14 protein-coding genes are annotated in these 20,172 nt (G+C 72.7%); 6 read left to right on the forward strand and 8 right to left on the reverse strand.

The features are described 5' to 3' along the window. Positions 1 to 9 precede the first annotated feature (9 nt). The 7 genes from ACFYPN_RS30570 to ACFYPN_RS30600 form a co-directional block, all read right to left on the reverse strand. Positions 10 to 912 (reverse strand): hypothetical protein, encoded by a 903-nt coding sequence (locus ACFYPN_RS30570; RefSeq protein ID WP_389302740.1) that lies wholly within the window; start codon positions 910 to 912, stop codon positions 10 to 12. Between the two features lie 256 nt (positions 913 to 1,168). Then, positions 1,169 to 1,831, reverse strand: coding sequence for a LuxR C-terminal-related transcriptional regulator (locus tag ACFYPN_RS30575; RefSeq protein WP_358762319.1), 663 nt, complete (start codon positions 1,829 to 1,831; stop codon positions 1,169 to 1,171). A gap of 182 nt (positions 1,832 to 2,013) precedes the next feature. Next, a complete protein-coding gene (locus ACFYPN_RS30580) occupies positions 2,014 to 2,853 on the reverse strand; it encodes a carbohydrate ABC transporter permease (RefSeq protein WP_358762317.1) in 840 nt (279 codons plus the stop codon). Next, positions 2,850 to 4,214, reverse strand: a complete 1,365-nt coding sequence (locus tag ACFYPN_RS30585; RefSeq protein ID WP_389302743.1) for an ABC transporter permease subunit — start codon at positions 4,212 to 4,214, stop codon at positions 2,850 to 2,852. Before ACFYPN_RS30585 ends, ACFYPN_RS30580 begins: the two co-directional genes overlap by 4 nt. Before the next feature lie 6 nt (positions 4,215 to 4,220). Then, complete coding sequence (locus tag ACFYPN_RS30590) at positions 4,221 to 5,543, reverse strand: ABC transporter substrate-binding protein (protein WP_358762313.1); 1,323 nt, start codon at positions 5,541 to 5,543, stop codon at positions 4,221 to 4,223. A 57-nt stretch (positions 5,544 to 5,600) separates the two neighbouring features. Continuing rightward, entirely contained in the window at positions 5,601 to 7,250 is a 1,650-nt protein-coding gene (locus ACFYPN_RS30595) for an alpha-amylase family glycosyl hydrolase (protein ID WP_358762311.1), read from the reverse strand. 254 nt (positions 7,251 to 7,504) lie between these two features. Then, positions 7,505 to 8,776, reverse strand: a complete 1,272-nt coding sequence (locus tag ACFYPN_RS30600) for an ABC transporter substrate-binding protein (protein WP_389302746.1) — start codon at positions 8,774 to 8,776, stop codon at positions 7,505 to 7,507. A 167-nt stretch (positions 8,777 to 8,943) separates the two neighbouring features. Here ACFYPN_RS30600 and ACFYPN_RS30605 point away from each other — a divergent pair, with 167 nt between their 5' ends. The 3 genes from ACFYPN_RS30605 (at position 8,944) to ACFYPN_RS30615 (ending at position 12,543) form a co-directional block, all read left to right on the forward strand. Next, on the forward strand, positions 8,944 to 9,459 hold the full coding sequence (locus tag ACFYPN_RS30605) for a PadR family transcriptional regulator (protein WP_358762308.1): 516 nt from the start codon (positions 8,944 to 8,946) through the stop codon (positions 9,457 to 9,459). Beyond that, positions 9,441 to 10,205, forward strand: coding sequence for an ABC transporter ATP-binding protein (locus tag ACFYPN_RS30610; protein ID WP_358762306.1), 765 nt, complete (start codon positions 9,441 to 9,443; stop codon positions 10,203 to 10,205). The genes ACFYPN_RS30605 and ACFYPN_RS30610 overlap by 19 nt, the downstream gene beginning before the upstream one ends. 67 nt (positions 10,206 to 10,272) lie before the next feature. Continuing rightward, positions 10,273 to 12,543: an FtsX-like permease family protein gene (locus ACFYPN_RS30615; protein ID WP_389302751.1), complete on the forward strand. Its 2,271-nt coding sequence runs from the start codon at positions 10,273 to 10,275 to the stop codon at positions 12,541 to 12,543. 418 nt (positions 12,544 to 12,961) lie between these two features. Here ACFYPN_RS30615 and ACFYPN_RS30620 read toward each other — a convergent pair whose 3' ends face one another. After that, complete coding sequence (locus ACFYPN_RS30620) at positions 12,962 to 15,007, reverse strand: cysteine/serine endopeptidase inhibitor (protein ID WP_389302754.1); 2,046 nt, start codon at positions 15,005 to 15,007, stop codon at positions 12,962 to 12,964. A gap of 445 nt (positions 15,008 to 15,452) precedes the next feature. On the opposite strand from ACFYPN_RS30620, the gene ACFYPN_RS30625 reads away from it, so the two are divergent. The 3 genes from ACFYPN_RS30625 to ACFYPN_RS30635 are packed head-to-tail and all read left to right on the forward strand — an operon-like array spanning position 15,453 to position 20,047. Next, positions 15,453 to 15,599: a hypothetical protein gene (locus ACFYPN_RS30625; protein ID WP_358762300.1), complete on the forward strand. Its 147-nt coding sequence runs from the start codon at positions 15,453 to 15,455 to the stop codon at positions 15,597 to 15,599. Further along, positions 15,596 to 18,406, forward strand: coding sequence for a hypothetical protein (locus tag ACFYPN_RS30630; protein WP_389302757.1), 2,811 nt, complete (start codon positions 15,596 to 15,598; stop codon positions 18,404 to 18,406). Before ACFYPN_RS30625 ends, ACFYPN_RS30630 begins: the two co-directional genes overlap by 4 nt. Before the next feature lie 60 nt (positions 18,407 to 18,466). After that, complete coding sequence (locus ACFYPN_RS30635) at positions 18,467 to 20,047, forward strand: hypothetical protein (protein ID WP_358762296.1); 1,581 nt, start codon at positions 18,467 to 18,469, stop codon at positions 20,045 to 20,047. The last annotated feature ends 125 nt before the right edge of the window (positions 20,048 to 20,172 follow it).

Genomic DNA, 20,172 nt, shown 5'->3' on the forward strand with positions numbered 1-20,172 from the left:
GTGGCCGCCTCACCCCGTGGTGCCCGCGGCCCACAACGTCGCGTCGCCGTGACGGACGACGAGGTTGCCGTCGGTCCCCAGCACCAGCTCGGCGCCGTCGTGGCCGTCGGTCCGTGAGGACCAGGCCGGCCGCATGTCGCGTGTGTAGACGACCAGGTTCCCGTCGGCCTGGAAGACCGTCATGGCCCCCAGCCCGGTGGTCCCGGATGCCCACGTCGGGCGGCCCTCCCGGTCGTGGAGAACCAGGTTGCCGTCACCCTGCAGGGTGAGGACGACCCGGTCGCCGGTCCAGCTCTGCCCGGGTTCCAGGACGCTGGTGCCGTGGACCACGACCGCGTTCGCGCGCCGCGCTCCGGCGGTGGGCGAGGACCTCGGGGAGGTCTGCGGCTCCGTCGCGCCCACCGGTGCGGCCGGCAAAGCAGTGGTGGGGCCGCGGAGCGCGGAAGGGAAGGCCGAGGCGGACGGGGAGGACGGTGCCTCCGGGCGCGGTGCGGGCCCGGGACCGGGCGGGGGACGCGTACCGGAGTCCGAGGACGGGTGCGGGGACGCGGACCCGCGGTCGGCGGGGGGTGTGGCAGTCGCTTCGGGGCGCCGGACGGGGCCCTCGTCGTTCAGCAGCAGCGGTGGTACGGCCAGCGCCAGCAGACACAGCCCGACGGCCCCGGTCAGCAGGTGCCCGGTGAGGTGCACGCGGTCGTCCGGGCTGCCGTCCGGGCTTTGGTCCGCGTTCTCCGCGTTCTCGGGGTCGCCCCGGACGGCTCGGAATCCGGCGGCCCGTGATCCGGCCCGCCCTCCGTCCGGGGGCGTCGAGGGGGCGTGCCGCCAGAGCGGTCGCCGCCCCTGCGGGGGCTCCCCCGCTTCCTCCCCGAAGGGCCCCCACCCACGCCCGGTGCCCCGATGTTCCTCTGCCACGTGCGGGCCCTTCTCCGTCGCGAGGCGCGAGCCGGGGCGGCAGGACCGATTCCGTCGGCTCTGCCGTGGTGCGGCGCACCGTGGAGCCCGGTTGCTCCGGGGTGCCCGGTCGGTCGCCAGGCGTGATGGTACGAGCGATCACGCCGGAGGACCGGCCTTCGGTCCGTACCGTGCCCGGACCGACAGCATCACTTCCCCTCGCGCCGTCCCGGGTCGTACTCGTCAGGTCGCCGGCTGCGCACCGCACCGCCGGGGGTCACAGGATGTCCATCCGGATCGCGTGAGCGACGGCCTGCGTACGGTTGCGCTGTCCCAGCCGCTTGACCGCGGTGTGGATGACGCTTTTGATCAGCCGCTCGGAGTAGCTGAGTTCGGCCGCGATCTCGGCCACGTCCCTCCCTTCGGCCAGCAGGCGCAGCACGTGCACCTCGCGGGGTTCGAGGTCGCTCCGGGGCCGCACGGCCGCAGGGCGCTCCGTGCCCTCCGTCCGCGGCCGGCCGGGCCGTCCCCCGGGCGTCACCGGCCCCGGGGCCGGCTCGCCGCGGTGGGCGGCCACCGCGGCGGTCTCGATCTGGGTGAAGCTCGTGTACAGCCGTGGGAGGACGGCGACCGTACCGTGCCGGACCGCGAGCGACAGGTGGGGCTCGGCCACCTGGTCGGCCACCAGGACGATCCGGGCGCGCCGACCGGTGCTGCGTCCGACCCGGCTCATGGCGGCGAGCGTGTCCCGGGTCACCTCCGAAGTGATCACCACGACGACGTCGGCCTCCGCCAGCCGGTCCTGCGGCAGCACCGTGGTGCGTCCGCCGGCCGCCATGAAGGCATAGGTCCCGTCGCGGGTGAGCGGGTCGTCGGTCAGGACGACCACGTTCGGCGGCGCGATGACCGCACGGGGGCTCGGGCTTCTCTGGTCGATCATGGTGAGGAATCCCCTCTTCACAATGGGGCGTCGCGCGGAGGAACGGGCCCGCCACGTCGAGGAGGCGGAGCGTCGTCCCGCCGTGTCCTGCCGTTGAGCGGGCCGATGGTGCATGGTGGGCAGTCCTGTGTCTTTCCGGATCGTCGTGGTACGCCCGGGACGTGTCCCGGGCGTACCACCTGTCACTTCACCGAACCGGCCATCACGCCCTGGACGAAGTACCTCTGGAAGGCGAAGAACACCACCAGCGGTACGACCAGGGAGAGGAAGGCCCCGGGTGCGAGGACGTCGATGTTGCTGCCGAACTGCCTGATCTGCGACTGCAGCGCGACCGTGAGCGGCTGGGACGAGGAGTCGGCGAACAACATCGCCACCAGCATGTCGTTCCACACCCACAGGAACTGGAAGATGGCGAGCGACGCGATGGCCGGCCGTCCCACCGGGAGGACCAGCTGCACGAAGATCCGCCACTCGCCGCCGCCGTCCATCCGGGCGGCCTCCAGCATCTCCTTCGGCAACTCGGCGAAGTAGTTGCGCAGCAGGAACACCGCGAACGGCAGCCCGTAGGCGACGTGGAACAGGATGACCCCGGGTATGGAGCCGAACAGGCCGAGCTGACCGAAGAGTTTCGCGACCGGGAGCAGGCCGATCTGCACCGGCACCACCAGCAGGGCCACGACGATCAGGAACACGGTGTCCCGGCCGGCGAAGTCCAGCCATGCGAAGGCATAGCCGGCGAGCGACGCGACGACCACCACGAGCACGGTCGTCGGAACGGAGATGAGCACGGTGTTCCACAACGCCCGCGTCATCCCGGTATTCCGCAGCAGCGCGGAGTAGTTGTCGAAGGAGAGCTGCTGGGGGTCGGTCAGCGCCGTCCACCAGCCGCCCTTCGCCGTGTCCTCGGAGGAGCGCAGCGACGACAGGAACAGTCCCGCGAGCGGGGTGAGCCAGACCAGGCCGACGAGTACGAGGAATGCCTGGACGAGACCACTGCTCAGCAGGCGCCGGACGGCGGTCATCGCTGACTCCTTCGGAAGCGGCGGACGTTGAAGATCATGGCCGGGACGACCAGCAGCAGGAGGAGGACGCCCAGAGCGCTGCCGAGGCCCTGGTTGTTGCCGCCGCCGAAGGACACCAGCCACATCTGGGTGGCGAGCACGGTGGCGTCCTCCTGGACCGGCCCGGGCGCGATGATGTAGACGAGGTCGAAGACCTTCATGACGTTGATGACGAGGGTCACGAAGACGACCGTCAGCACGGGGCCGAGCAGCGGCACGGTGATGCGGCGGAAGATCTGCCACTCGGTCGCCCCGTCCATCCGTGCCGCTTCCAGCGCGTCGCGGGGCAGCGCGGCCAGGCCGGCGCCGATCAGGACCATGGCGAAGCCGGTCCAGATCCACAGATAGGCGCCGATGATGGCCGGGGTGACGAGGGCGGGACCGAGCCAGGATATGCCGTCGTAGGGCTGGGCGAAGTTGGAGGCGGGGAGCGCCAGCGTGTACCGCCCGGGGCCGAGGCCCTCGAAGGCGAAGGAGCCGTCCGCGCCGGTGGTGGTGGTGGCCACCGTCCTGCCGTCGCGGAGGACCTGCACGCTCATCCCCGGCAGTCCGTTCTCGTCACGGTCCACCGTGCCGGGGGCGCCTTCGCCGCCAGGGACGAAGTCGAGGTAGGCGACGCCCCGCAGTTCGCCCGGTTCGGCCCGCTCCAGGGAGCTCCCGCGGGCGGGTTTTGCGCCGGAGGGCAGGTCGCCAGGGAGCACGCCGATCAAGGGAAGGGCCACGGTGCTGCCGGCGGGTACGGCTGTGCCCGTGCGGTAGGAGCCGTCCTTCGCGTGCACCAGGTCCTGGCCGTCGCGCGCACGGGCGGTCGGATACGGCGAGGTGCCGGCGAAGGTGTCGTGCACGGCGACGGCCGCGGCGTTGAGCGCGCCCTTGTCGGGGTCCTCGTCGTAGGCCAGCCGGAAGACGATCCCCGCGGCGAGGAAGGAGACGGCCATGGGCATGAAGAGCAGCAGCTTGAACGCTGTGGCCCAGCGGATCTTCTCGACCAGTACCGCGAGGATCAGCCCGAGGCCGGTCAGCAGCGCCGGCGCCACCACGATCCAGACCACGGTGTTGCGCACCGCCTTGAGCGTGGCGGGGTCCCGGAACATCTCGGTGTAGTTGTCCGCGCCCACGAACCGGTCCCCGGAGGCGTCGAAGAAGCTGCGGCCGACGGAGAAGAGGACGGGGTAGACGACGAACGCGCCCAGCAGGAGCAGTGCGGGGAGGACGAAGAGCACGGCGATCATCCGGCTCCGCCGTTTGGCCCGCTTCCGGTGGTCCGGGCCGGTCGCCGGGGGCGCCGGGCGGGGGGACTCCTTGAGGAGTGTGGCGGTCATCCCGGATCAGCCCTTGTACGCCTTGGCCGCGGCGGTCTCCAGAGCGGCGGCCGTGGCCTTGGGGTCGGACGGGTCGCGGAGGAAGTCCTGCAGGGCCTTCCACTCACCGGTGCCCTTGGTGCCGCCGAAGGCCGCCGGAGTCTGGTCGGACATGTCGAAGCGGACGGAGTCCCCCGCCGCGATCAGCGACTGCGCGGTCGCCCGGGTGACGTCGTCGCCGTAGGAGCTGGGGTTCAGCTTCTCGTTGGGCGAGATGAAGCCGCCCTTCTTCGCCCACACCTCGGCGGCCTCCGGCGTGGCCAGGTACTCCAGGAGCGCCATCGCCGCCGCGTGGTGCTTGCCGTCCTTGAGGACGACGGCGGCGTCGCCGCCGCTGACCACGGGTGCCTTGCCGCCGCCGACCGCCGGGAAGGGGAAGAAGTTGGCGTTCTCACCGATGGTCTTGCCGAACTGGTCCTTGGCGACACCGCCGACGAAGTCGCCCTCGTAGACCAGGCCGGCCTCCGGCTCGGGGCCGAACACCTTCTCCACGGAGCCCGGGAAGTCGGTGTTGAGCGCGCCCTTCTGACCGCCCGCGATCAACTGCTTGTCCTGGAAGAGCCGGCTGAGGGTGGTGAGGGCCGTCACCACGCTGGGGTCGGTCCACTTGAGTTCGTGGGCGGCGAGGGCGTCGTACTTCTCGGGACCGGCCTGGGAGAGGTAGATGTTCTCGAACCAGTCGGTGAGGGTCCAGCCGTCCTGGCCGGCGACGGCGAAGGCCGCGAGGCCGGAGTCGGAGAGGGTGTGGCCCGCCTTCAGCATCTCCTCGTAGGTGGTGGGCGGCTCGACGCCCGCCTGGGCGAGGGCGTCGGGGCTGTACCAGACCGTCGACTTGTGGGCGGCCTTGAAGTAGAGGCCGTAGAGCGTGTCGCCGACGCTGCCGTACTTCTTCCACACGCCCGCGAAGTCGGAGTCGACCTGCTTCTCCACGTCCGGGGAGAGCGGCTGGAGCCAGCCGCTCTGCGCGAACTGCTGCAACACACCGACCTGCGGGACCATGACCACGTCCGGCGCGTCGCCGCCTTCGATCTTGCTGCCGACGACGGTGGAGACGTTGTCGCCGGTGGAGACGAACTCGGTCTTGGCACCGGTCTTCGCGGTGAAGGCGTCGAGCACTTCCTGGAAGTTCTTCTGTTCGCTGCCGGACCAGACACCGGCGACGGTGACCGTCTGGCCGTCCAGGCTCTTGCCGCCGGTGGAGGCGACCGGGTCACCGCCGCAGGCGGTCACGCCGAGGGCCAGGACGAGGGAGGTGCAGCCGGTGAGCAGGGCGGAACGTCGTCGCATCATCATTGATGGCCTTTCAGGAGGACGGTGTGGAGTCCGGGTGGGTGCGGGTGGGACAGGTCAGTCGAGGTCGGAGGCGTCGGTGACCCACCAGGCGGCGGTCGAACCGGCGAGCACTCCGGGCGGGCAGGGCCCGCTGGTGAGCAGGGGGATTCCTTCGACCGGGGCCGGCACGGGAGCCGTGCCGAAATTGACGGCGCAGATCAGGCCGTCGCCCCGCGAGAAGGTGAGGACGCCGGGCGCGGAGTCCAGCCATCGCAGCGATCCGTCACCCAACTGAGGCAGCGTGGAGCGCAGTTGCAGGCCGTCACGGTAGAGGTGCCAGAACGAGCGGGTGTCCGCGAGCGCGCGGTCGGTGGCGTGCTCGGCGAACCACTCGGGTTGCGGCAGCCAGGGCTTGACCCCTTCGACCTGGGCGGTGAAACCGAACGGTGACGCCTGCCCCGACCAGGGCAGCGGCACCCGGCAGCCGTCACGGACGCGGGCGCGGCTGCCGGTGCGGCGGAAGATGGGATCGGTGAGGACGTCGTCGGGCAGGTCGACGACCTCGGGGAGCCCCAGCTCCTCACCCTGGTAGATGTACGCGGCGCCGGGCAGCGCCAGCATCAGCAGCGCGGCGGCGCGGGCGCGGGCCGCCCCCACTCCGGTACCCCCGGGGGCGGGCTCGCCGTAGCGGGTGACGGTGCGGATCTGGTCGTGGTTGTTGAGGACCCAGGTGACGGTGGAGCCGGTGCCCGCGATGTCCTGCATCGCCTCCGAGATGACCTTGCGGAAGGCGTCCTCGTCCCAGGGTGCGCTGAGCAGGTCGAAGAAGAAGGCCTGGTGCAGTTCGTCCGGGCGGACGTAGCGGGCGTGCTCCCGGGCCGTGGGCACCGAGACCTCGCCCACCAGGAGCCGTTCGCTGCCGTCGCGGGCGGTGTACTCCTCGCAGACCGCTCGCCAGTGCCGCCACACGTCGTGGACCTCCGGCTGGTTCCACGCCAGCGGATTGACGGAGTCCCGGGTACGCGCGTCGGCCTCGGGGTCCGGCGAGTCCGGCAGGTCCGGGTGCTTGAACAGCCCGGCGGCGACGTCGATGCGGAAACCGTCGACACCCCGGTCGAGCCAGAAGCGGAGGACCTCGTCGAAGGAGGCCGGCACCTCCGGGTGGCGCCAGTTCCAGTCGGGCTGCTCGGGCGTGAACATGTGCAGGTACCACTGACCGGGTGTGCCGTCCGCCTCCGTGACGCGGCTCCAGGCCGGTCCGCCGAACATGGCGTACCAGTTGTTGGGCGGCTCCGCCCCGTCGGGCCCGCGGCCGTCGGCGAAGTGGAAGCGTGCCCGTGCCGTGCTTCCGGGCGGCGAGGCGAGCGCCTCCCGGAAGTAGTGGTGCTCGATGGAGCAGTGGTTGGGCACGATGTCGAGCAGGACCTTGACGCCCATGCGGTGGGCGGCCGCCACCAGCCGGTCGAACTCGGCGAGGTCACCGAAGAGGGGGTCCACGTCGCTGTAATGGGCGACGTCGTAGCCGTGGTCGTGCTGGGGCGAGGGGTAGAACGGGCTGAGCCAGATCCCGTCGACGCCGAGCTTCTTGAGGTACGGAAGACCGTTCCGGACGCCGGCCAGATCTCCGATCCCGTCCCCCGTGCTGTCGAGGAAACTGCGGACGTAGACCTGGTAGATCACCGCGTCGCGCCACCAGCGGTGCGCGACATCATGCTGGGGAATCACCTCATGTACCTGTCTGTGAGGCGGAGTTGTTATGCATGCATGTTAGGTATCGATGACAGACATGTGTCAATGGACCGGACGGCCACTGCCCGAAGGTGCACAAAATTCAAGGCGATATGTCATCATTTTTTCGCCCACGGGGAAGTGACCAGTTACCTAACAGTTAGGTAGAAGGGGGTAGTCCCGTACGCCGGCCACCGTGAGCACCACGCGTTCAACGCCTGCGGCACGTACGGCTCGTGGGCCGAACGCCGCTACTGCCCCTTCGCGACGGCGGCGAGCTCGGCCGCCAGACGGCGGACCGCCGCGTCGGGCGACTGACGCCCGGTCAGGCAGTCGTGCACGATCGCCTGCACCACCAGGCTGACCTGGTCGTAGCGTGGGCTCTTGGGGCGCGGGGCGGCCGTCAGCACGGCGGCACGGAGGACCGGAAGATACGGGAAGCGCCGCACCAGTGCGGGGTCCTCGTAGAGCGCGGCACGCACCGGCGGGAGGGCGCCCGAGGTCAGGACCTGGCGCTGCACCGGCTCGCTCGTCAGGTACGCGATGAGCCGCTGGGCCGAGTCGGGGTGCCGGGCACGCGCGGCGACGGCGAGGTCAGAGCCACCGAGCACGCTCGTGCCGGGCCCGTCCGGCCCCGGCAGCCGTACGGCCCCGACCTTGCCGGCGACCGCCGAACCTGCGGATTCGGCGGCCACGTACGCGTACGGCCAGTTGCGCAGGAAGAGCAGACCGCCGTCCTCGAAGGCGTGCCTCGACTCCTCCTCGGTGTACGTCAGGGCCTCCCTCGGTATCCAGCCCTCCCGCACACCGCGGGCCAGGAACCCGATGCCCTCGCGTGCCGCGGGGGAATCGACGGTGACGCGCGCACCGTCGTCGTCGAGTATGGAGCCGCCGGCCGAGTAGACCGCCTCGACGGCGTTCACGGTCAGCCCCTCGTACGGCATCAACTGTCCGGCGTAGCCGTCGAGTCCGTACTTCGGCGCCACCGTCTCCGCGTCCCGCTCCAGTTCCGCCCAGGTGGTGGGCGCGGGGAGGCCCTCACGGGCGAGGACGTCCTTGCGGTAGAGCAGGAGTCCCGCGTTGGTGACGTAGGGGACGGCGTACAACCGCCCGTCGTACGTCGCCGTGTCGACGACGGGCGGGAGGAAGGTGTCCAGCGGGAAGCGCGTGCGGGAGAGCGGGCGGATCCACCCCGCGGCGGCGAACTGCGAGGTCCAGTTCACGTCGATGTTGAGGACGTCGAACCGGCCACCGTCCCCGTCGCGCAGATCGGTCTCCATCTGCGCCCGGGTCTCGTCCGCGGAATCGGGCAGTTCGACGAGGGTCACCTTCTCGCCGGGGTGCTTCCGGTTCCAGCCCCCCAGCAGCGGACCCAGGTATCCGGTCAGGTCACCGGCGGTCGCCAGGGTGAGCGGACCCCGGCCGGCACCGCCTCCCCGGGTGACCCCACCGGCGGAGGCATGTGCGGCGAGGAGCACGATCAGTACGAGCAGCCCCCTGCCGGCGGCGCGTGCCCCTCGCATGGCCCCTCCCGCTCGACGGCACCGGGCCCCATTCGCCGCGGCGGCACCCGCATGTATACCTGTTAGGCATACGCAATACTAGGGGCTGCGGCCCGGCGTACCCCAACGCACTGCCATCGGGCCCCCGGAACTACTGACCCGACACGGAGACGAGGTGGAGAGCGCAAGTGCGGCTGCCTCTCCTGGCTTTGCTGGCGCAAGGGCCGGCCCACGGGTACGAACTCAAACGGGATCTTGAACAACTCCTGGGCGCCGCATACCCTAAGACCAACATCGGCCAGATCTATGTCACCCTCGGCCGCCTGGAGAAGTCCGGGCTGATCGACGGCGAGGAAGTACAGCAGTCCAGTCGGCCCAACAAGAAGATCTACCACCTCACCGACGCCGGACGTGAGGCGGTGCTCGCCTGGTTCGAGGAGTCTTCGGAGGAACCCCGGGTCAGGGACGGCTTCTTCATGAAGTTCGCGCTGGCCTCGCACACGGGCCTCGTCGACGAGATCGGCCTCATCAACAAGCAGCGGCGGCAGTACCTGAACACCATGCGTTCCCTGTCGAAGCTGGCCGCCGAGGAAGACCGTGGCAACCGCGTCTCCCAGATCCTGATCGAAGGCGCCATGCTGCACCTGCAGGCCGACCTCGACTGGCTGGAACGGTGCCAGGAGGAATGGGAGGATCAGAAGTGAGCGACGTCCCCCCTCCCCTGCTGCGTGCCGAGGGCCTGGTCAAGACCCACCACGGCGAGGGCGCGCCCGCCCACGCCGTCCGCGGAGTCGATCTCACCGTACGCCGGGGGGAGTTCCTGGCGGTGACCGGCCCCTCCGGGGCGGGGAAGTCGACGCTGCTGCACCTGCTCGCCGGATTGCAGCAGCCGGACGCCGGACGCATCCTGCTGGACGGCGAGTGCACCGGGTCCTACGACGAGGCCCGCTGGGCGGTCACACGCAGGACCCGCATCGGCCTGGTCTTCCAGTTCTTCAACCTGGTCTCCGACCTCCGCGTCGCCGACAACGTCGAACTGCCCGCCCTGCTGGCCGGCGCCTCGCCGCGCGCGGCACGCGCGCGGCGCGCGGAGCTGCTGACCGAGCTGGGGCTGGCCGGCAAGGAGCGCAACATGCCCGGTGAACTCTCCGGCGGTGAGCAGCAGCGGGTCGCACTGGCCCGTGCCCTGGTCAACCAGCCGGACCTCCTGCTGGCGGACGAGCCCGCCGGCAGCCTCGACAGCAAGGGGACGCGCGAGGTCACGCGCCTGCTGACCCGCTTCCACGCGCGCGGCCAGACGATCGTGCTGGTCACCCACGACGCGCGGCTGGCGAGTACGGCGGACCGGGTCATCAGCTTCTTCGACGGGCGCATCACGGACGACGCCGAGTTGAGCGCCCGTCCGACGCGCGCACGCGGTACCTCGGGCGTACTCGAACTGAGGGACTGAGCAGCGGTGGACCAGAGGCGGACGACCGCGCCTTCTTCCGGCGCGGTCGAGCGGAGGCGGTGACGCGGTGCGGGCCATGGTGCGGTGGGCGCGGGCGGACTTTCGCCGGCATCGGGGCGAGGCGCTCTTCCTGGTCCTCTCCACGGTGGGGATCGTCGTCTCCCTGCTGTTGGCCACGGCGCTGTTCGCGTACGCCACCAACCCCTGGCAGCGGGTGTTCAGCCAGTCCGAGGGCGCCCATGTCTGGATCCGTACGAGCGCTTCCGCGGACCCTCGCCCCCTCGCCGCCATCGACGGTGTCACCGGGGTGTCCGGTCCCTACCCGACGGAGTCGGTGACGCTCACCACCCACGGCGCCCGTGCCTCGGCGGAACTGCGCGGGACCACCGCGATGCCGTCGGTGGGCCGGCCGCTCCTGACCGCCGGCACCTGGCTGCGTGCCACCCAGCCCGACGGTGTCGTCGTGGAGAGCGGACTCGCCCGTGCGCTGCTGGCCGGGCCCGGCGACACCCTCGACCTGCCCGGCACGGGGCGGACCCTGACCGTCCTCGGTGTGGCCGAGAGCGCCGAACCCGGCTACAGCCCGGGTGAGCGGCCCGGTGCGGTGTGGGCGCTGCCCAGCGCCGTGGCGACACCCGACGGGCAGATCACCGGTCTGCGTCTGAGGAATCCGGGCGCCACCGACTACACCGTCCAGCGGGCGGTCACCGTGCTCGGCGCGGGCGCCGTCGACGAGGTGACGACCTGGCAGCAGGCCCGCACCCGGGCGCAGGGGGACAACCGCCTGCTCGGGCAGGTGCTGGGGCTGTTCGGTCTGGCCGCTCTCGTCGCCGCCTGCTTCGCCCTGCACGGTGCGATCAGCACCCGCGTCCGGGGACACCTGCACAACATCTCGGTACTGAAGACCATCGGCTTCACCCCCAGCTTGGTCGTGGGGGCCTTCGTGCTCCAGCATCTCGTCTACGCGCTGCTCGGCGCCACGGGCGCTGCGCTGCTCGTCACAGCGCTCGGTGACCGAGCCCCGGGCCGTCTCGGCGAGGCGATCGCCCTGTGGCAGGGGCTGCCGCACTCCGCGACGGGGCTGCTCGCCGTGGTCGCGGGCACGGTGGTGTTCATCGGTGCGACCACGGCGCTGGCGGCCTGGCGCGCCGGGCGGGTCCCCGCGGTACCGTCGCCCCGGTACGCCGCGCAGCCGGGAGCCTCACTGTCCGGGGCCGCCCGCTTCGCGCTCGGCCGGGGGCTGACCCCCGCTCTGGTCCTGGGCGTGCACCGGGTGGCGGCCCGGTGGGCCCGCTCGCTGGCCACCTCGGCGCGGCTGGCACTGCCGCTGCTGCTGATCGTGGTGGCGATGAGCGCGTGGACCACGATCGACCGCCTCCACGACCATCCCGAACAGGCCGGCCGGCCGGCGGCGCTGGTGGCACACGCGGACGGCCTCGGTGACGCCGAGGTCCGCACGGTACTCGGCTCCGACCCGCGGGTCACCGCCGTCTACCCGGGTGTGGAGATGAGCGCCCTGGTGCCGGGGCAGACCGCCACCATCGCCCTGCGCGGTGTCGGCACCCGGGAGGACCCCTATCCGTTCGCGGTCGCCGAGGGCCGCGCTCCGCGCGGGTCGCACGAAGCGGTGGCCGGCCAGGGGCTGTTCGACCTCCTCCACGTCCGGGTCGGGGACTGGGTACGCATGACGGTGGGCGCACGACCGCAGGTCCTCCACCTCGTGGGCCGCTCCATCGAGCCGGAGAACGCGGGGCGGGTCGTCTCCACCTCCCTGGACAACCTGCGCGCCGACGACTCCGGCCTGCGCCCCTCGGTCTACGGGCTGAGGCTTGGTGCGGACGCGGAGCCCGCCGCGGTCGCCGCTCACCTGGCCGGACTGGCGGGCGGCAGGCTCGACGTGTACACCGCCGCCAACCCCGTCGCCGGACTGTCCCCTCTCCGCGAGGTCATCGCCGGGCTGATCGCGGTCCTCGCGCTCATCGGTCTGGTGGAGCTGCTCACCTCCGTCGGGGCCGGCGTCCGGGAGGGGGCCCGCGACGTACTCGTCCTGAAGGCGATCGGACTGACACCCCGCCAGATCACCGCCTCCGCGACGGTGGCCACCCTCTCCACCTCCGTGGCCGCCCTTCTCGCCGCCCTCGTCTGCGGTCTGCCTCTCGCCAGGTGGCTGATCGACGCCCAGGGGCGCTCGACCGGCCTGGGCAGCGGGCTCGCCCACCTTCCCCCCGCCGGGATGCTCGTCGTGTTCGGCGTGACGGCGGTGGCCGGTGCCGCCGCCCTCGCCACCCTCTCCGCCGCTCGTGAGGTGCGCCGGTACCGGGCGGACGCGGTGCGCTGACACGCGGCGGCGTTCCGCAAGGACGCCGAGGACCCCGAGTGCGCGAGGGGCGCGAGGACAGCGAGGGGCGCGAGGACAGCGAGGGGCGCGAGGACAGCGAGGTGCGCGAGGACAGCGAGGTGCGGACCCGCCGGGCTGGAAGAGCACCCCGGCCTCAGGTCCTGACGACCGTGCCGCTCGACCGACGCACCGTTCGCGGACGCCGGTTCGCCGCAATCCGCGCCGGACCGGCCGCTTCCCCCTCGTTCTCCCGCCCGCGGGCAACGCGACGACACCCGCACCGCCGGCTCAGCGGTGCGGGTGTCGTCGGTCGATCGACCGGGGCGCGGGCCGCGGACCACGCGGTACACCCCAGCCGGTGTCCGGCGGACCGGGGTCGCGCGACCCCGGTCGGCCCGACGGGCCGGACCTCTCTCCGTCAGTCGTCGTAGGTGGCCGTGCAGGTGTCGTCGGCGAAGAGGGGGCCCTCGGTGACGGGGAGTCCCTCGGCGGGGTCCTGGATCACCGTGCTCAGCCCGGTCAGCTGGTCCGCACAGGCGTGCGCGGCGGAGTCACTGTCGCCGCTCCCCCCACCCAGGTACATGTCCAGCCACGTCGTGGCGCCCTCGGGCGCGCTCTCCAGGCTGTGACAGGGCCCGTTCTGGGGGCTTCCGCCGTCCCCGCAGGCGTCCTCCACGATGAAGTACCGCCGGAACTTCGGCATGTAGAAACGTGTACCGGCCGGGTAGTCGAGCGTGTCCTTCCCGCCCTCGATCGTGTGGCCGACCGCAAGCGTGATCGGGTCCTCCCACGTCCCCGTTCCGCCCGCCGCGTCGTGGATCACCGGAGCGGAGATCTCGGCACTCCCCCGAGGGGTGTTGTCGAACCATGTGTAACCCGTGGTGAACGCGTTGCTGATCGTCTTGCCCGAGCCCGCCGCAGCCGCCGGCACCTCGCCCGCACGGCCGCCGGCCGGGGTGGCGGACGGTGTCGCGCCCTTCGACGTGGAGGCCGGGAGCGGATCGGCGACCCCCTCGGGCAACGTCACGGGAACCGAACCGGGAGCGGTCGTGTTCACCGCGCTGAACGTCTTCAGGAACTGGTAGTCGCTCTGCTCCGTGCCACTGCAGTCCTCGGAGAGGGTGCCCGCGGCCGGGCACGCCTTGTCCCGGCCCACCGCCCAGAAGCCGAGCTGCTGGATCCCCTTCTCCACGGCGAAGTCGGCGAGCCTGGACGCGTCCTCGGTGGTGAACACCTCTCCCTCGGTGTCATTCACCCCGATCATGGGCGTGTTGCCCTCCATCCCCCACAGCTCCTGATCGGACTTCTCCGGCCAGATCTGGCCCAACTGCCCGTGCAGACCGGTTGCCGCATCGATCGCGGCCTGCCCCATGTCCTCGACCGCGGACCCGTAATCCATCGTCATGATGTTCACCAGGGACACCCGCAGACCCGCGCTCACCGCGTCCTGGAGCATTGCCACTCCGTCCGCCTCCAGGCCGCTCGTTCCCGACGGCAGCGTGAACTGGACGTCCAACCGACCGCCCCTGCCCTCGATGTCCTTCTGCAACGCCGTCAACGCCTCGGCGCGACGCTGGTTCGCCCCGGTGTCCGCCAACGCGCTGCCCTCGATGTCGAAGTCCAGCCGCGACAGCCCCAGCGTGTCCACGGCCGCACGGTACTGCTCCTCCAAGGCGTCGGCCGAGTCGCATCCCAGGGCCAGCTCGGTCCCCGATGCCCCACCGAACGACGCGATCACCTCGCCTCCGGACCCGCGCAGCCCTTGCACCGCGGAGAGCCAACCCTCGTCCGTCAGCGGGGTGTTCCCGTTGAACGTCGCCTTGCAGCCGCCGCCGTCCAGCACGAACGCCAGCGTCGCGTACCGCAACCCCGCCGCCCGGGCCTCTCCCAGCGCCGACGACGGCCCCCACGTCTCGATGTACGGGGCCGCGTAACGCGAGGGGAAGCCCATGGACCCCTTGCCGCCCGAAGATCCGGCGGCAGGGGTTTCCGCGTCGTCGGGACTGGACGAGGGCGAGTCCGGGCGGGTCATCCGTCTGCCGTCATCGGTGACGAACTTCCAGGTGATGCCCTTGACGAGACCGTCCGCCAGGGGCGCGAGCTTCTCGAACGCCGGCTGGCTGAGGTCGATGTGGTCCGCGTCGCAGGGCGGACACTCGTCCTTCACGGGCACGGTGATGGACTTGCCGTTGTACGAGACCTCGACGGAGACGCCGTCGCAGATCGGGTCCTCGTTGGGGTCCTCGGTCGTCCACCATTCGTGGGACACCGCGACGAGGTCCTCGGTGGCGGCGTCGACGACGTCACCGCAAGCGCCGTAGCCGCTGGCGTTGTAGTACGTCATCTGGCCGGTCATCTCCTGATTGCTCGCCGGGTCGTCGGCCAGAGCCAGGGACACACCTCCCAACGTGACGGCCAGCAGGGCGACTCCGCCGCCCGCGATGATCCGGTTCCGGAGGGACACGTTTTCTCCTGACGCTCTGATGTGTCGGCGGTTCGGCCGCGGGGGCGGGCGCGCGAGCAGGCGTGAGGCATGGGCGACCCGCGGGCTCTGCACCGTGCCGCGGAAGCCCCGACGGTGTGGGGCCGGGCGCAGTTCATGCCGTGCCAAGGCAGATCATGGGAGCCGCGGGCCCCGGACGGCGGCGAACCACCGAGCATCTGCCCTGTGAGCCACCTACTCCGCCTCTTCGGCCACCGCGCGGCGGCCGACGCCCGAGGCCACCGGGGCGCTTCACCCGGGGCCGCACCGTGACCACTCGTGCACGGCGGGCCGCAAAGGGGCAGGACGGCGCCACCTCCCTTGTGGGTCTTCGCGGATCTCTGCTGCGATGGTCCGATCGGATGCGACCTCCCGGTGGAGGGGCACGCGCACGCGGCAGGGTGGAGACGGCGAGCGGTGAGAAGGCATGAGCGGGACTCCTGACCGGCTCACCGGTTCCGGGACGGCCGGCGGCCGGCTCCCGCGCCGTGCCGGCACGGCCACCGATCCGCGCTGCGGCGCCCACGGCAGCGGGGGCACGGAGTGCCCGACGGCCAGGGGTGTCACCCCGTGAGCCGGTGGACCGGCGGGCGGGGGCCCCTGCGGACGCTCGCCGCCAGGATCGGGGGCGCGCCGGGACCCGACGACTTCGGCCCCGTTTTACTGCTTGCCCCGCAGGCCTACGATTCGGCGGACCTCGCGGCGGCGGTCGAAGCCCTCCGGCACGAGGACCGCAGCCACGCGACGGTGCTGGTGCCCGCAGGCTTCGAGGGTTCGAGAGTCCTGTGGCGGCAGCTGACACCGGCACTGAACGACTTCAGGAAGTCCGGGATCACCACCGTACGGCTGGTGTGGGCGGGCGCCGCCGCCGATCAGCCGGGTCGGCCCGCTCCTGCCCGGCGGATCCGCGACGACTGGCAGTTGGAGGTCGTCGCCCCCGCCGGACCGGTGGTGATCTCTCCCGGCGGCTCACTGTTCGTGCCGTCCGGTTCCGGCGGTACCGGTGGTTGGTGGCGGTTCGCTCCCGGCGTGGCGCCCCGCCCTCTGGGTCTGCGCCACCCCGTGCCGAGCTGGGAGGACGCGGCGGCGCACCTCCTCTCCGGGGCGATCGAGGGCCATGTGGTCGAGTCGGTGCCCGCCGGTGTGCTGATCCGCAGGGCGGTACCGCTGCCGGACCCCGCGCCGAGCGTCGGCGCATCCATACCGGTGGACGAGCACCGGCTCGCGGTCGTGGTCGGCATCCCCGGCACGCCCCCGGTCGCCACCGGGGCGGTGACGCAGCTCCTGACCCGGATGACCCCGCGGGCGCGGTCGACCGCACGCCTGGTCCCCGGTGACGGGCGCGACCTGCTCGCGGCCGGCCAGCAGACCGCGAACCTGCTCGGCACCGAGGTGGAGGTCGTCAGCGGTCTGCCGGCCCTGCTGGAGTCGGCGACCGGTACACCCGCCGAAGAGGCCGTGGTGCTCATCGGGCCGGACGGCGAGCCGTCGTGGCGGGCCTACGCGGAGACGGTCGCCTGCCGCCCCGCCCGTGACGGTCGCGCTCCCGCGCCCCGGATCGTTCAGTGGCGGTCCCCGGTGCCCGGCTCTCGGGGCGCCCCGGAGAGCGGGGCGTCGCCGCTGGACGATCAGTGGCAAGTCGCCGTCACTCGCGCGGGGTTGTGGGTGGGTCCTCGGGAGGGCGTCCGGCCCGGCGCCTTCGGGTGGGTACTGGATCCCGCGACGATGGTGGTCGACGTCGGCGAGCCCGGGCAACGGCTGGACGACGAGGTGTGGCAGGTGCTCGACACGCTCCTGGACCGTCTGGAGCCCTCCGCGATCGAGCGTACGACCCTGCACGTGAGGGGCGGATGCACCGCGCACGGCGGACGGCAGGTGCGACGCCTCGCCGATCGGCGGGGGCTGTCCCTGGTGTTCGAGGAGTTGCCTTCGACCGACCGCGGCGGCGAGGACGCCGGGGAGAGGGCGGCGGCGCCCGCCGGGACGCGGGTGGAGAGCACTCCCGAAGTCCCGTGGCACGCCTCGCCCATGAGTGTGCGCATCCGGCACGTGGCGGCGCTCTCCCCCTCCGCGTCCGGCGGCGCCGCAGCCTCCGCGGCATCGGCGCCTGTCGGCCGGAGTGCCTCCTCCTCCGCGCGCGCGGCCGGTCCGGCCTCGCCCGCCCCGGCGTGGGCCGGTGGGCCGGCGTCATTCGCCGCGGGGAGGCCCGGTGGTTTCTCGGCCACCGTGGTCGGGTCCGGCCTGTCGGGCGCGCCCGGAACCGGGAGCCCGGCCGTCGTCTCCTCCCGGCCGGGTGGCGGGCCGGACACATCGGCCGCGACGGGCGCCGACCGCCCCCGCCCCTCCGCCGCGCCCGCCGTCCGCACCGGCACATCGCACGCGTCCGCCGCCGGGGCCGGGGTGCCACCCGGGTTCGCCGAGGCGTTCGCGGCCAGCCGTCCCCCGGTCGGTCCGTCGCAGCCTCCCGTGCCCCGCGCGGAACCGGCCGACGAGCCGGAGCCTGCTCCTGCCGACCCCGTGGTTCCGGCCGTCGCCCCGCCCGTGCCCCCGGTCCCGGCCCCGGAGCCGCCGGTCACGCCCGTGCCGGCGACCGCCCTCCCCGTGCGGGTCGGCCCTCTCCAGCGGAGCACCCCCGCCGATCAGCAGGCGCTACGGGCCCTGGCCGGTGAGCAGTGGTGGCAGCAGAAGGCGTCGGTCGCGCGCACCCTGACGGTGATGCCGGGGCTGCGCGGTCATGACGAGAACGACGCCGTGCTGGCGGATCTGACCGCCGTGCGCTCCTTCCTCACCCTCGACGACGCCCCGACGGGGTGGCGGTGGCTGGAGCGGCAACTCGCCGCGGGGTCGGCCGACGCGTACCCCTCCCTGGTCGGGCTGGCGTCCGGTCTGCGACGCCTTCCGTCGTACCGGGGAGTAGTGGTCCGCGGCGCGGGCGTGCTCCCGGCGGAGGCGCGGGCGGTACCGGCCGGGAGGGAGCTGTGCCATGCCGGACCGGTCGCCGCCTACGTGCTGGAGGGCGCGCCGGCGACGGCGGGCGACCGGTACCTCATCTGGTCGACGACCGGGCGGAGGGTGCGCATCCTGACCGGCGGCGCCTCCCGCGCGGAGCGGGGCGAGGAAGTCGTCTTCGGCCCCGGCACCCGCTTCCAGGTTCTCGGCACGCGGAGCGAGCATGGGGCCACGACCGTGCTGCTGCGTGAAGTGGCTTCCGGGGGCGCGCCCACCGGCGCCGGGGGCGAGGTCGCCTCCGACGGAGGGGTACGGGAACAGCTGGTGCGGGCCGCGGCCCGCTTCCCCCTGGCCGAGGGCGCCGCACCCTGGCCCCCGCGGTTCTCCGGGACCTTGCCGGAACGGGGCCCGCACGGGGACGGCAACGCCTGACTTCGCGGGTCGGCTCCCGCCGAGCCGGCCGCACACACCCACAGAGGAGAAGAGAAGATCATGTCCGCTGAGCGCAGGCCGCCGCGGGGCGGCACACCACCACCGGAGCCCACCGAGCAGCTCAGGATGCGCCGGGCCGTCGTCCTGTCCGCGCCTTCCGCCGAACCCGAGGGCGCGTTGGCCATCGGCAACTGGGAGTCCTCCGCCCCCGGCCCGGAGGAGGAGGCGCGGGCCGAACGGCCGGGCAGACGCAGGGGGGGAAGGCCCGGTGGAACCCAGGGCGTGGCGGAAGAAGGAGTGCCCGCCTCCCCCAGGTCCAATCACCGGCCGATGCTCGCCGCCGCCGCAGTGGCGGGCGCCGTTCTGGTCGCGCTGCCACTGGTGCTGGGCGGCAACGACAAGAACGAGCACGAGCTCGACTACGAAGCCTCGGGCAGCGAGGCCCCCTCCCCGCACGACCTGGGGCCGAACTACACCCTCGATGTCATGACGCCCCCGGCCACGGAGGGTTCTCGCGTCCACTACGACACGACGGGCAGCCCGTCGAGCGGTCCCTCGTCGCACTCGTCCGCGCCCTCCGCGTCGCAGTCGGCGTCTCCGTCTCCCTCTCCGACGATCGAAGTCTCTCCGCACAAGACGTTCCAGGGCGCGGGCATACGGGCCCCCCACCCCGGCGGGGAGAGGAGTGCGCACCCGTCCGCCGCGGCCGCTGGACCGGCGGCTCCGCGGTCCACCCCTTCCCCGGTCCGGGCCACCCACGTCGCCGATGTGCCCACCAAGGCGCCGAGCACGGAGCCGAGTACTCGGCCGAGTACGGACCCGTCGGCCGATCCCGGCACCCCGGTGACCGAACCCGTGGCGGTGTCCGCGCGGACGGCGGACCCCGGCAACCCCTCGGACCCGGCCTCGCACCATGAGGGTGCGCCCGGCACGGCGGAGACGACGCCGCCCGCGCCCCCGGCACCGGCACCGGCCCCGGTCGGGGAACCTTCGGTCTCCGAGGGTGCGACGGTCGATCCGGTGGGGCCGGCCCCCTCGCCCGATCGGCACGCGGCTGCCGACCCGAGCGCACCGACCGACCCGCACGTGCCGACCGACCCCGGTACGCCGATGGACCCCGCCACGCCGCCGGGTCCGGACGGCCGACGTACCCCCGGGGACCCCGGGGATCCCGGCACCCCGACGGACCCGACCGTCACCACGGACCCCGGCACCCCGACGGAGGACCCCGGCACACCGTCCGAACCGACCCCGACCCCGACCGCGGAGCCCGGCGGACCGGAGGAGGGGACCACCGCCCCGGCCACCGCGGGCGATACCGTCGTGCGGGCGACCCGCGTGCTGGAGACGGGCCAGTCGATCGAGTCGGCCCGCGCCACCCTGTCCATGGGAGAGGACGGCAACCTGGTCGTCACCGACGAGAACGGCACGGTCCGCTGGTCCTCGCACACGGAAGGCCGGGGCTCCCGGGCCGTCTTCCAGGCGGACGGCCACCTCGTCGTCTACACCAGCGACGACCAGACGGCCTGGTCCTCCGGCACGGCGGGGCACGACGGTGCCGAACTGCTGCTGCAGAGCGACGGAGACGTGGTGATCCAGCAGGACGGTACCGACCTGTGGGTCAGCGGGACGGCCCACTGACACGACCGGCCGGGCTCGTCCCGCCCGGACCGGTCCGGCACACGAGCCGGACCGGTCCCGGCGGCCCGGCGGGGATCGGGCACCGCGCCGCTTACCGGCGGCCGCCGACGTGATGGGAAACCGCA

The organism is Streptomyces sp. NPDC005576, from assembly GCF_042871745.1.
Classification (GTDB): Bacteria; Actinomycetota; Actinomycetes; order Streptomycetales; family Streptomycetaceae; genus Streptomyces.

Coding starts and splice junctions, on each gene's coding strand:
- ACFYPN_RS30575 (WP_358762319.1), bottom strand. CDS start 1,831: ATGATCGACCAGAGAAGCCCGAGCCCCCGTGCGGTCATCGCGCCGCCG.
- ACFYPN_RS30580 (WP_358762317.1), bottom strand. CDS start 2,853: ATGACCGCCGTCCGGCGCCTGCTGAGCAGTGGTCTCGTCCAGGCATTC.
- ACFYPN_RS30585 (WP_389302743.1), bottom strand. CDS start 4,214: ATGACCGCCACACTCCTCAAGGAGTCCCCCCGCCCGGCGCCCCCGGCG.
- ACFYPN_RS30590 (WP_358762313.1), bottom strand. CDS start 5,543: ATGATGCGACGACGTTCCGCCCTGCTCACCGGCTGCACCTCCCTCGTC.
- ACFYPN_RS30600 (WP_389302746.1), bottom strand. CDS start 8,776: ATGCGAGGGGCACGCGCCGCCGGCAGGGGGCTGCTCGTACTGATCGTG.
- ACFYPN_RS30610 (WP_358762306.1), top strand. CDS start 9,441: ATGGGAGGATCAGAAGTGAGCGACGTCCCCCCTCCCCTGCTGCGTGCC.
- ACFYPN_RS30625 (WP_358762300.1), top strand. CDS start 15,453: ATGAGCGGGACTCCTGACCGGCTCACCGGTTCCGGGACGGCCGGCGGC.
- ACFYPN_RS30635 (WP_358762296.1), top strand. CDS start 18,467: ATGTCCGCTGAGCGCAGGCCGCCGCGGGGCGGCACACCACCACCGGAG.